Origin of the sequence: Streptomyces sp. (genome assembly GCF_050698815.1) — a bacterium.
In the GTDB taxonomy this organism is placed as follows: Bacteria; Actinomycetota; Actinomycetes; order Streptomycetales; family Streptomycetaceae; genus Streptomyces.
Genome location: NZ_JBOHCV010000399.1, coordinates 1 through 12,086 on the forward strand (window position 1 = coordinate 1; position 12,086 = coordinate 12,086).

The 12,086-nt window shown below is 71.4% G+C and carries 10 protein-coding genes; 4 read left to right on the top strand and 6 right to left on the bottom strand.

Features of this window, described 5'->3' with window-relative positions; translation table 11 throughout:
* Positions 1-3: 3 nt before the first annotated feature.
* Positions 4-1,248: a TerD family protein gene (locus ACRDP3_RS14595; protein ID WP_431517358.1), complete on the bottom strand. Its 1,245-nt coding sequence runs from the start codon at positions 1,246-1,248 to the stop codon at positions 4-6.
* A gap of 264 nt (positions 1,249-1,512) precedes the next feature.
* On the opposite strand from ACRDP3_RS14595, the gene ACRDP3_RS14600 reads away from it, so the two are divergent.
* Positions 1,513-2,046, top strand: coding sequence for a DUF6643 family protein (locus ACRDP3_RS14600; RefSeq protein ID WP_431517359.1), 534 nt, complete (start codon positions 1,513-1,515; stop codon positions 2,044-2,046).
* A gap of 41 nt (positions 2,047-2,087) precedes the next feature.
* On the top strand, positions 2,088-2,933 hold the full coding sequence (locus tag ACRDP3_RS14605; protein WP_431517360.1) for an MOSC domain-containing protein: 846 nt from the start codon (positions 2,088-2,090) through the stop codon (positions 2,931-2,933).
* Here ACRDP3_RS14605 and ACRDP3_RS14610 read toward each other — a convergent pair.
* The 5 genes from ACRDP3_RS14610 to ACRDP3_RS14630 all read right to left on the bottom strand — a co-directional run bounded on the left by ACRDP3_RS14610 (position 2,930) and on the right by ACRDP3_RS14630 (position 9,277).
* On the bottom strand, positions 2,930-3,301 hold the full coding sequence (locus tag ACRDP3_RS14610; protein WP_431517361.1) for a DUF779 domain-containing protein: 372 nt from the start codon (positions 3,299-3,301) through the stop codon (positions 2,930-2,932). The two genes, ACRDP3_RS14605 and ACRDP3_RS14610, sit on opposite strands and share 4 nt — an antisense overlap.
* The gene (gene exaC, locus ACRDP3_RS14615; RefSeq protein WP_431517362.1) at positions 3,301-4,824 is read right to left on the bottom strand and encodes an acetaldehyde dehydrogenase ExaC; all 1,524 of its coding nucleotides are present in this window, start codon (positions 4,822-4,824) and stop codon (positions 3,301-3,303) included. Before exaC ends, ACRDP3_RS14610 begins: the two co-directional genes overlap by 1 nt.
* 67 nt (positions 4,825-4,891) lie before the next feature.
* Complete coding sequence (locus tag ACRDP3_RS14620; protein ID WP_431517363.1) at positions 4,892-6,241, bottom strand: GAF domain-containing protein; 1,350 nt, start codon at positions 6,239-6,241, stop codon at positions 4,892-4,894.
* Between the two features lie 153 nt (positions 6,242-6,394).
* Complete coding sequence (locus ACRDP3_RS14625) at positions 6,395-7,798, bottom strand: family 2B encapsulin nanocompartment shell protein (protein WP_431517364.1); 1,404 nt, start codon at positions 7,796-7,798, stop codon at positions 6,395-6,397.
* A gap of 63 nt (positions 7,799-7,861) precedes the next feature.
* A complete protein-coding gene (locus tag ACRDP3_RS14630) occupies positions 7,862-9,277 on the bottom strand; it encodes a family 2B encapsulin nanocompartment shell protein (protein WP_431517365.1) in 1,416 nt (471 codons plus the stop codon).
* A 427-nt stretch (positions 9,278-9,704) separates the two neighbouring features.
* On the opposite strand from ACRDP3_RS14630, the gene ACRDP3_RS14635 reads away from it, so the two are divergent.
* Positions 9,705-10,310 (top strand): Rv1733c family protein, encoded by a 606-nt coding sequence (locus ACRDP3_RS14635; protein ID WP_431517366.1) that lies wholly within the window; start codon positions 9,705-9,707, stop codon positions 10,308-10,310.
* Positions 10,311-10,469: 159 nt separating this feature from the next.
* Positions 10,470-12,086: right-handed parallel beta-helix repeat-containing protein (locus tag ACRDP3_RS14640; RefSeq protein WP_431517367.1), on the top strand; the 1,617-nt coding region annotated here is incomplete at its 3' end.

The window sequence follows — 12,086 nt, forward strand, 5'->3', positions numbered from 1 at the left end:
GGCTCACTTGCGGCCGGGCGTCCACTGCATGCCCCAGCCGTACGCCGCGTCGGCCGTGCGCTGGGGGCTGCTGCCGCGCTGCGTCACCAGATAGCGGGCCTCACGCTGGACGACGAGGTCGCCGCCCTGGTTGGTGATGAGCGCCAGCGCACAGACGTTGGAGGGCACGGTGCATTCGTCGAGGGCGAAGTCGACCGGGGCACCGTGCTGGGGCTGGAGCGTGACGGTGCCGTTGACGCTCGCGAAGCTGCGGGCCCCTTCGTAGATGGTGACGAAGATGAGGATCCGCCGCAGGTCCTTGGCGTGGTCGAGGTTGACGGTGAGGTTCTCACCGCTCTCGCGGGCGCCCGTACGGTCGTCGCCGTCGAGGTGGATGAAGGGCGGCTGGTGCAGGGCGCCGAAGGCGTTGCCGAGGGCCTGGACCACGCCCTTGCGGCCGTCGGCGAGTTCGTACAGCGCGCACAGGTCCAGGTCCAGGTCTGAGTGAGCGGCCATGACCTTGCCGAGCTTCCTGCCCCAGCCGGAGAACTGTTTGTGCACCTGCCAGCTGAGGTTGACGCGCATGACACCGGAGGTGCCGCCCTGCTTGGTCAGGGATACCGCGGGCGCCTCCTTGGTCAGCGTGACCTTGCTCAGCCGAGCCGGCGCGGAGGTGTGCGGGGGTGGTTGAGGCGCACCGGGGGGAGCGGGCGGCGAGACGGGCGCTGGCTCTCGCACCGATTCCGGTTCGTCGACACTGATACCGAAGTCCGTCGCCAGACCGGCCAGTCCGCTCCGGTAGCCCTGCCCGACCGCGCGGAACTTCCAGCCGCCCTGCCTGCGGTAGAGCTCACCGAGGACGAAGGCCGTCTCCACCGTTGCGTCCGCGGACTCGAAGCGGGCGAGCTCGGCTCCGCCGGCCGCGTCCAGCACCCGTACACACAACCCCGCCACCTGCGCGAAGGTCCCCTCCTGGGCGGAGGCGGCGATCACGATCCGGTCGACGTCCGGCTCGAGGCGGTCGAGGTCGGCGTTCAGCACGTCGATGACCTCGGCGCCTTCGGAGTGCTTGCCGTCATGGCGTACGGCACCGGAGGTGTGGACGGGCTGGTTGTAGAAGACGAAGTCGCCGTCCGAGCGGACCTTTCCGGCGGTCAGCAGCAGCGCCGAGGCGTCCACGTCGGGGACGCCCGGCCCGGAGCGCCGGCCCAGTTCGATCCGTACGGACGCCGCGGTGACCGGGACGTTGGTGCCCTTGTGCATCGTCATGTCACTCCCCCTCGTCTCCCCTTCGTTCCGGTGGCCCACCGTCCCGGCCCATCGTGGCGACCCGCCGATCGGGCAACCGGTCCATTGCACCCCGAATACCGGACGTACCGGCGGCTGACGCATCTCTTTACAGGATCTCAACACCCCTTCGTGACCGTTTTCCTCGGTTTCGCTCGGATAGGTGACATGGGGTCACCGCAAGCCCACGAAACGGCCCCTTGACCGGGGTCCCCAACGGCCACATTTTGGGCTTACCTTATGGGCATGACCTCCCCCCGCTACTCCCATGGCGGCTACTACGCTGCACCGTCCTACCCGGACACCCCGATCTACGACATGCTCGTCAACGAGCGGGGCACGCCACAGATCGCTCCCATCCGGGTCCCCTCGGCGTACGAACCCATCGGTTCCCTCCCCGCCCTGCCGCCCGCGCGTCCCGCTCTCCCCGCCGGGCCGAGCTATCAGCAGCAGCACACGCCGCCGCAGGGATATCCCGGCGCCATGGGGCCGCAGCCGGTGCCGCCCGGTATGGGACAGCCCGGTATGGCGCAGCCCGCGCCGCTGCAGTCCGCTCCGCTGCAGCAGGCCCCGGCGCCGTACATCCCGCAGCAGGCTCCCCCGCAGCGCGGTTACCCGGACCCCCGGCAGTACCCGCAGCAGCAGGGGCAGCAGCAGGCTCATCCGCAGCAGCAGATGCGTCCGGTCGCACCGGTCGCGCCCCGTCCGCCCGCCCCGCGACGGCCGAGCGCGTACGAGGATCCTTACGGCGGCCAGCCCTACCCCGGTCGCGGCTACTGACCGACAGCTCAACCGGCCGTGCCGGCTGGCAGGATGGCGGCATGACGACTCCGAGAGTGGCCACCCTCCATCTCTACCCGGTGAAGGCACTGGCGGGCACGGCACGCGAGGAGCTCATGGTCGAGCCGTGGGGGCCGGCGGCCGACCGCCGCTGGTTGCTGACCACCCCCGCCGGAGAGCAGGTGACACAGCGCGAGCAGCCACGCCTGGCGCTCGCTTCGGCCGAACCACTGCCCGGAGGCGGCATCCGGCTGGCGGCCCCGGGGAGGGGGCCGCTGGAGGTCGCGGTGCCGTCGGCGGAATCGCCGGAATCGCCGGGTCTCGACACCGTTCCGGTGCGGGTCTGGCGGAGCAAGGTGGAGGCGGTCCCGGCGGCCGCGGAGGCGAGCGCGTGGTTCTCAGGCTATCTGGGCACCGAGACACGGTTGGTGCATCTGGACGCGCCGGAGCGGCGGCGGCAGATCGACCCGGAGTACGCGCGTGCGCACGAGACGGTCTCCTTCGCCGACGGCTTCCCGCTCCTGCTGACCACCATCTCCTCGCTGAACGCGCTCAACTCGCTGATCGCGCAGGGGGATCACGCGGATGAGGGCCCGCTGCCGATGAACCGCTTCCGCCCCGGTGTGGTCATCGAGGGCACCGCACCCTGGGCCGAGGACGCCTGGCACCGCGTGCGCATCGGCGAGGCCGTCTTCCGGGTGGCGAAGCCGTGCGGCCGTTGCGTGGTGACCACCACCGACCAGCGCACGGCGGAGCGAGGCAAGGAGCCGCTGCGCACCCTGGCCCGCCACCGTCGCTTCGGCGACCAGCTGGTCTTCGGCCAGAATCTGATCCCCGAGCGAACGGGCAGGATGCGCAGCGGAGACTCCTTCGAGGTGCTCGGCTAGTCGGTCCTGGGCGTGGCCTCTTCCATCAGCCGTGAGCGGATCAGGAAGCGCACGCCCTCGGGTGCCTCCAGCGAGAACCCGCTGCCACGGCCCGGCACCACGTCCACCGTGAGGTGGGTGTGGCTCCAGTACCCGAACTGGCTCGCGGACATCCAGAACGGCACCGGCATCTCGACGCCGTCGACGGCCAGCTCGCCCAGGAGGACGTCAGAGTCGCCCGTACGCAGCTCGCCCAGCTGGTAGCACATCGGTGAGCTGCCGTCGCAGCAGCCGCCGGACTGGTGGAACATCAAGGGCCCGTGCTGGTCCGTCAGCCGGCGGACCATCGCGGCGGCCCCGTCGGTGAGGGCGACGCGTTCGGGCGCCATCAGAAGAATCCGAGCTTCTTCGGCGCGTAGCTCACCAGCAGGTTCTTGGTCTGCTGGTAGTGGTCGAGCATCATCCGGTGGTTCTCCCTTCCGATGCCCGACTGCTTGTAGCCGCCGAATGCGGCGTGCGCCGGGTAGGCGTGGTAGCAGTTGGTCCACACCCGCCCGGCCTGGATGGCACGTCCCGCGCGGTAGGCGGTGCTGCCGTCGCGGGTCCAGACCCCGGCGCCCAGTCCGTAGAGAGTGTCGTTGGCGGTCTCGACCGCGTCGGCGAAGTCGGAGAAGCCGGTGACGGCGACGACCGGGCCGAAGATCTCCTCCTGGAAGACCCGCATCTGGTTGACGCCCTCCAGGATGGTCGGCCGGACGTAGAAGCCGCCCTCCAACTCCCCTCCCAGTTCGGCGCGTTGTCCGCCGGTGAGCACACGGGCGCCTTCCTGCCGGCCGATGTCGAGGTAGGAGAGGATCTTCTCCAGCTGGTCGTTGGAGGCCTGTGCGCCCACCATGGTGTCGGTGTCCAGCGGGTGGCCCTGAACGATCTTTTCGGTGCGGGCGATGCCCGCGTCCAGGAAGTCGCGGTAGTGGCCCCGCTGGATGAGGGCACGGGACGGACAGGTGCAGACCTCGCCCTGGTTGAGGGCGAACATGGTGAAGCCCTCGAGCGCCTTGTCGAGGAAGTCGTCGTTCGCGTCCGAGACGTCGTCGAAGAAGAGGTTGGGGCTCTTGCCGCCGAGTTCGAGGGTGACGGGCTTGAGGTTCTCCGAGGCGTACTGCATGATCAGGCGGCCCGTGGTGGTCTCGCCCGTGAAGGCGACCTTCGCCACCCGCGGGCTGCTGGCCAGCGGCTTGCCGGCCTCCGCGCCGAAGCCGTTGACGATGTTGACGACGCCCGGCGGCAGCAGGTCGGCGACCAGGCTCATCCAGAAGTGGATGGAGGCCGGCGTCTGTTCGGCCGGTTTGAGTACGACGGCGTTACCCGCCGCGAGCGCCGGGGCGAGCTTCCAGGCCGCCATCAGGATCGGGAAGTTCCACGGGATGATCTGGGCCACGACGCCCAGCGGCTCGTGGAAGTGGTAGGCGACGGTGTCCTCGTCGATCTCGGAGAGGGAGCCCTCCTGAGCGCGCAGGACGCCGGCGAAGTAGCGGAAGTGGTCGATGGCCAGGGGGATGTCGGCGGCCAGTGCCTCCCGTACCGGCTTGCCGTTCTCCCAGCTCTCGGCGACGGCGAGTTCTTCGAGGTGCTCCTCCATCCGCTGGGCGATCCGGTTCAGCACCGCCGCGCGTTCGGCGGCGGGCAGGCGTCCCCAGTCGCCGGCCGCCTCGTGCGCGGCGTCGATGGCGCGTTCCACGTCATCGGCCGTGCCGCGGGCGATCTCGGTGAAGGACGCTCCGGTGACCGGTGTGGGGTTCTCGAAGTAGCCGCCCTGCTTGGGGGCGACGTAGGCGCCCCCGATCCAGTGGTCGTAGCGCGACTGGTAGTTCATGACGGCCCCATCGGACCCGGGCGCGGCGTAGCGGCTCATCTTGCTGGCCTCCCCTGACTGCGGGCGGCCCGCCTCATCGGTGGGCGGGCACGATCTGCCGGAGACACTAGGGACGGGAACGTTGCGGATACGTTGCGTACCGGCGCGGGTCCGCAACGTGCGGGCGGGCAGGCGAAGTCACCGCGTCGTGGAGCCCGTAGGCGCGGCGCAGTTCGCGTACCCGGGAGGCGAAGGCGACCCGCAGCGGGTCGCGCGCGGGCCGGCCGGCCAGCAGTGCTTCCCACATCTCCAGGTCGTCCTCTCCCCAAGGGGCCCGCACCCATTCCTCCAGCAGCACGGGGTCGCGGCCGGCCAGCAGTGCGTGACGCAGCCGGTCCTCCAGCTGCCGTCGCAGCCGCATCACCCCGGGGGCCTCGGAGAGCGGCAGCAGCGGGCCACGGTAGGCGGCCAAGGCGGCGGGCAGGTCACCGGCGGCGAGGGCGTCGAGTACGGCGACGTGGTCGGTACGCGGCGGCTGCCGCAGCCGGTACGGGCGGGAGTCGAGCAGCGGCCCCAGCAGGCCGCGCAGCCGGGAGAGTTCGGCGCGGAGGGTGACCGGGGTGACGGCGCGCTCCCCGTAGAGCTCCAGGCCGAGCCGGTCGCCGGTGAGGCCCTCGGGATGGGCGGCCAGCAGCAGCATGATCTCGCTGTGCCGGCGGCCCAGGCGCAGCGGTGCGCCACCTCCGGTCTGCAGCAGCGCCTCGTCTCGGCCGAGCGCGCTGAGCACCGGTGCGCCGCCCGCAGAGGCGTCCGGCGCGGACGTCAGTTCGGCAAGGTAGGCCTCGGCGGCGCGGGCGGTGGCCTGGACGAGGGCGAGGCTCTGGGGAGAGGCGAGGTGATCGCCACCGGTGATGTCGACGGCACCGATCAGACGGCGGGTGCGCGGATCGTGGACGGGCGCCGCGGCGCAGGTCCAGGCCTGTACGGGGCGGCAGTAGTGCTCGGCGGTGAAGATCTGCACGGCATGGTCCACGGCGAGCGCGGTGCCGGGGGCGTTGGTGCCGATGTAGCGCTCGGACCACCGGGCCCCGGGGACGAAGTTCATCCGCTCGGCGTGGCGCCGCACTTGGGGGTGACCCTCCACCCACAGCATCCGGCCGGTCTCGTCGCAGACGGAGAGCAGGTGGGCGCCGTCGTCGGCGACCGTGCCCAGCAGTTCACGGAAGACCGGCATGAGACGGGCGAGCGGATGGGCGGCACGGTAGGCGGCGAGGTCGGCATCGGCGAGATCGATGCGGGCCAAACTCTCCGGCTCGACGGCGGCCCCGGCGCAGCGCCGCCAGGAATCGGCGACCACGTCGCGTACCAGCGTGCCGATCGCGCCCCCGGTCACGAACTCCTCGTGGGCGCGCCGTACCTGACCGGTCCGCTCGGCCGCGTCGGCTCCCGCTTCCAGCGCCAGCCATGGATTCAGCACACCGCCATCGTCCCGCTCACCGCGGCGGCAGGCAACGCCGCGCACGTGCCGGGTCGCGACACGGCACGGATCTGCCGGAGGTCGCGGACTGGACGTGGTCCACCTACACCTCCACGTCCACGTCCGAGCCCTCCGGCCGACGCCTGGCCGAAACTAGACCTCCACGTCCTCCAGGACGCCGAGCGCGTCGGGCACCAGTACGGCCGCGGAGAAGTAGGCACTGACGAGGTAGGAGATCAGGGCCTTGTCGTCGATGCCCATGAAGCGGACGTTCATGCCCGGCTGGATCTCGTCGGGGATGCCGGTCTGGTGCAGGCCGACCACACCCTGGTTCTCCTGGCCGGTACGCATCGCCAGTACGGAGCTGGTGCCGTCGGCGTGGACCGGGATCTTGTCGCAGGGCAGCAGCGGGATGCCGCGCCAGGTGCGCACGGAGACGCCCTGAAGTTCGGTCTCCGGCGGGTAGATGCCACGACTGCTGCACTCGCGGCCGATGGCGGCGATCGCCCGAGGGTGGGCGAGCAGGTACTGGGTCTTGCGGCGGCGGGAGATCAGCTCGTCCAGGTCGTCGGGGGTCGGCGGACCCGACCGGGTGTGGATGCGCTGCTTGAGGTCGGCGTTGTGCAGCAGCCCGAAGTCGCGGTTGTTGACCAGCTCGTGCTCCTGCCGCTCACGCAACGCCTCGACGGTCAGCCGAAGCTGCTCCGCCACCTGGTTCATCGGCTCGTTGTAGATGTCGGCGACCCGGCTGTGCACCCGCAACACGGTCTGCGCGACGCTCAGTTCGTACTCGCGCGGGCTGAGTTCGTAGTCGGCGAAGGTGCCCGGCAGCCTCGCCTCGCCGACGTGGCCCGCGGCGAGCTCGATCTCCGCCTCGCCGCGCCGGTTCTGCCGCGGGACGGCACGGGAGAGGAAGCCGTCGAGGTAGGAGCGCAGCGCGGGTGACCGGTCGGCGACCGTACGGAAGTCCTCGGCGCGCAGGGCGAGAACGGTGCAGCGGGTGACTGCCTGGACGGAGTGGCGCCAGGCGCCGGCGTCCGGGGTGAGCGCCGCCGCACCGGTGTGATCGCCGTCGGCCAGGATGCCGAGGGCCACGTCGTCCCCGTACTTGCCGCTGCCCGTCTTGCGCACCTTGCCGTGCGCGATGAGGAGGAGCTCGACGGCCGCCTCGCCCCGCGTGGCAAGGGTGTCTCCGGCGGCGTACTCCCGCTGCTCGAAGCGCTCGGCGAGGGCCGCGAGAGCCGTGTCGTCCGTGAGGCCGCGCAGCATCGGGATCTCGCGCAGCTCGGCGGGGATGACACGGACGTCCGCGCCGGTGGAGACGAACTCGATCCGGCCGTCGCCCAGGGTGTGGGTGAGCCGCCGGTTCACGCGGAAGGCCCCGCCGGTGGTCTCGACCCAGGGCAGCACTTTGAGCAGCCAGCGGGGAGAGATCCCCTGCATCTGCGGGGGTGTCTTGGTGGTGCCGGCCAGTTTGCGTGCGGCGACGGTGCTGAGGCTGAGGCCGGGGGTCGCTTCGGGGGACGTTCCGTAGGGCGTCGAGGGGTGCGGAGTCATGGAGCGAGGACCTTCCGTGCGGGGGCTGAGGTCAATTCCGGCGACTGCTCTCGCAGCGGCATGTCACTGCCCGATTTCGACGTCCTCAAGGATTCCGAGTGCGTCCGGCACCAGCACGGCGGCCGAATAATACGCACTCACCAGGTAGGAGATGACGGCCTTTTCGTTGATGCCCATGAAACGGACAGAGAGGCCGGGCTGGTATTCGTCGGGGATTCCCGTCTGGTGCAGGCCCACGACGCCCTGCGCCTTTTCGCCCGTACGCATCGCGAGCACCGAGGTGGTACCGGCGTCCCCGACCGGGATCTTGTCGCAGGGGAGGATGGGCACCCCGCGCCAGGCGGGCACCCGGTGACCATCGAGTTCGACGCTGGGCGGATAGATGCCGCGGCTGCTGCACTCGCGGCCGATGGCGGCGATCGCCCGAGGGTGGGCGAGTACGACGCTGGGCTCCTTCCAGACTGTGGCCAGGAGTTCGTCGAGGTCGTCGGGGGTGGGCGGGCCGGACCGGGTGTGCACGCGGTGCTTCATGCCGGCGTTGTGCAGCAGCCCGAAGTCGCGGTTGTTGACGAGCTCGTGCTCCTGCCGCTCGCGCAGGGCCTCGATGGTCAGCCGAAGCTGCTCCTCCACCTGGTTCATCGGGTGGTTGTAGAGGTCGGCGACCCGGCTGTGCACCCGCAGCACGGTCTGCGCGACACTCAGTTCGTACTCGCGCGGCGCCAGGTCGTAGTCGACGAAGGTGCCCGGCAGCGTTGCCTCGCCGACGTGGCCGGCGGCCAGGTCGATGGCCGACTCGCCGTCGGCGGTGCGCCGGGCCTCGCCCGCGGTACGCGCCGACTCCAGATGTGCGCGGAGACTCTCGGACCGGCCGAGCACCGCCTCGAAGGACTGGCGCGCGAGGATGAGCACGGTGCCACTGGTCAGCGAGGTGAGGGTGACGCCCCACTCCCCCCGCTCACCGGTCAGCCACTCGGCGCCGATGTGGTCGCCGTCGGCCAGCACGCCGAGGCCGGTCTCCCCGCCGTACTTGCCCGCGCCGGTCTTGCTCAGCTTGCCGTGCGCGACCAGCACCAGCTCGTCGGCGGCGCGGCCGGCCTCGACGATCGTCTCGCCCGGTCCGAAGTCCCGCTGGTCGCAGCGGTTCGCGAGCGTTTCGAGCACCGCGCGGTCCTGGTATCCGCGCAGCATGGGCAGTTCGGTCAGCTCCAGGGGGACGACGCGGACCTCCGCTCCGGTCGTGGTGAACTCCACCCGGCCGTCGCCCAGCGTGTGCGTGAGCCGCCGGTTCACCCGGAAGGCGCCGCCAGAGACCTCCATCCAGGGCAGCACCTTCAGCAGCCATCGGGAAGTGATTCCCTGCATCTGCGGGGGTGTCTTGGTGGTGGTCGTCAAATTCCGCGCGGCAGCGGTGGCAAGGCTCAGCTGCGCCTGTTCCACAGCGTCCTCGTCACCAGAATTACGTTCTACCGCAGTCGCCATTGAGAAACCGCCAATCTCCGTACCGCCGCCGACAATTCGCTCGCTGCGGCCACGAAACTAGCCGGGGCGGCGATCACCGGCAATCGCTCAAAAGAGGCGCCACCCTCGGGAATGGCGCCCGACGGCCTGGGGTAACCGACGACTCGCCCTGCCACTTCGGGCACTCTCCGTGACCATGCTCCTCGATTCGTCACTTTGCGCGACGCCGGGAGCGGGAGGCGCATGCCGGTGTCACCCGGTGCACCGTCCCGGCGCACACCCCGACGGCTCAGGGCTCGGCCGGGCGGAGTAAGGTCGCTTCCACGAGGGGACCCGAAGCCGGTCCGGGGCGCTGACCACGTTCCGGTGATTTCGCTCTCTTTGCGCCCCCTCTCACGCATGTGCCGCACGCCATGAGGTACGTACGTTCGGGGAGAGGGGGTAGGAAATGATGCGCTCGATCGTCGGCCTGTGGCGCTGGCGCGGCAATCCGCTGCGCCGTCGCAGCGACAGCCGCGAAGGGTTGCTGGCACTCGGTGCCGTCGTACTGATCGTCGTCGGCGCCCCGCTCGTGGGCTGGCTCGGTGCCGGCGTCGCGCAGGACGCGCTGCTGCGCAGCGCGCACGAGGAGCGGCTGACCCGCCACCAGGTGTGGGCGAGGGCCGAGTCGGTGCGGACGCGGGAGCCGCTGGACGCCGATCCGGAGTCCGCGGGGCAGCACACCGGCCGCCGTCACGTGGTCGCCCTGTGGGCGGGCCCCGACGGCAGCAGCCACCGGAGCACGATCGGTACGGAGCGGCGGGTACGGCAGGGTGACCGTTTCCGTCTCTGGACCGACGAACGGGGCCGGGTCGCCGCCCGCCCCATGACCCCGCGGACCGCGTCCTCCTACGCCGCCCTCGCCGGACTGGCCCTGGGCGCGACGGCGGCGGTGGGCGTGGAGGCCGGACGGCGTCTGACCGTACGGCAGTTGCTGCGGCGCCGGTACGCGCTGTGGGACGCGGAGTGGGACCGGATCGGCCCGGACTGGGGACGTACCGGCTCCACCAACTGACCTGCCCCGCCGGTGCGGAGCCGGGTGGCCGGCGGCCCCGGCGGGCGCCCGGAGTCCGGACGCGTGCTCGCGTCAAGTCCGGCGCGCGCTACGGTGGTGCCTCTCGAGTGCGCGTGTCGACGCGCCACAAGTACCTTCGAGGTTGGGGCACGGCTGTCCATGCCAGCAGCAGCACAGGGCTCGGTGCAGGTGACGCACACCGGTACGTCGCGGTGGCGGCGCCGCACGGGAGAGTACGCCTCGCTCGCCGCGGCCCTGGAGGTGGCGACCGACGGCGACGTGCTCACCGTCGCGCCCGGCACGTACCGGGAGAACCTGGTCCTGGAGCGCACCGTCACCCTGCGCGGGCCCGAACGGGCGGGGAGCGGCTCGGTGCGGATCGCCCCGGTCGACGGGGTCGCGCTGACCGTACGGTCCTCGGCCGTGATCCAGGATCTGCAGATCGAGGGCCAGGACGCCGCCGCGCCGGCGCTGCTGGTGGAGGACGGCGCCCCGGAGCTGACGGGGCTGCGGGTGATGACGCGTTCGGCGTCCGGCATCGAGGTACGCGGCGGCGCCCGTCCCACGGTGCGCCGCTGCACCGTGGACAATCCCGCCGGGATCGGCATCAGCGTCACCGGCGGCGCGGGCGGTGTGTACGAGGAGTGCGAGGTCGTCGCGGCCGGGCAGCCGGGCATCTCGGTGCGCGACGGCGCCCATCCGAGGCTGGAGCGATGCCGGGTGCATCACGCGTCCGGCGCCGGGCTCTCGCTGCACGGCGAGGGCAGTGCGGCGGAGGCCGTGGGGTGCGAGATCTACGAGATCAAGGGCAGCGGCGTGCAGGTCGTCTCCCGCGCCACCGGCCACTTCACCGACTGCCGGGTGCACCGCACCTCGGCCGACGGCGTCACTCTGGACACCGACGCCGTACTCACGCTCGCCGACTGCGACATCCACGACGTCCCCGAGAACGCCGTCGACCTGCGCTCCCGCTCGGTGCTCACGCTCACCCGTTCCACGGTCCGCCGCTTCGGCCGCAACGGGCTGTCGGTGTGGGACCCCGGCACCCGGGTGGACGCCAACAGCTGTGAGATCCATGAGAGTACGGGCGACTATCCGGCCGTCTGGGTCAGCGACGGCGCTACCGCCGTGCTCGACTCCTGCCGGGTGCGGGACGTGCCCGACGCCCTGTTCGTACTCGACCGGGGCTCCCGCGCGGACGTCGTCGACAGTGACCTGTCCCAGGTGCGCGGCACGGCGGTCTCGGTCAGCGACGGCGCGACCGTGGCGCTGGACGACTGCCGCATCCGGGAGGCGGCCACCGGCGCGTGGTTCCGCGACCACGGCAGCGGCGGCACACTCGCCAACTGCACGGTCGACGGCGTCGCCACGGGCTTCATCGTCACCAAGGGAGCGGACCCGCAGATCGAGCGCTGCACGGTCACCTCACCCGGGGAGGCCGGCTTCTACGTCTCCGCGCAGGGCCGCGGCACCTTCGACGGCTGCCGGGTCACCGGCTCGCAGGGATACGGCTTCCACATCATCGACGGCTGCCGCACGACGCTGCGCCGCTGCCGGACGGAGCGCTGTGCGCGCGGTGGCTACGAGTTCGCGGAGGAGGGTCCCCTCGTCGAGGACTGTACGAGCGACCAGAGTGCCGCCGTCTCAGCCGCGGCGGCGTCCGCCGCGCACCCGGCGCCCGAGCCTTCCGGCCCCGCCGACGTGGGTCTGCTGACGGCGCCCGTACCCGCGCCGCGGCCGGCTGCCGGTGCCGAGGCGCTCACCGGCTCCGGAGCC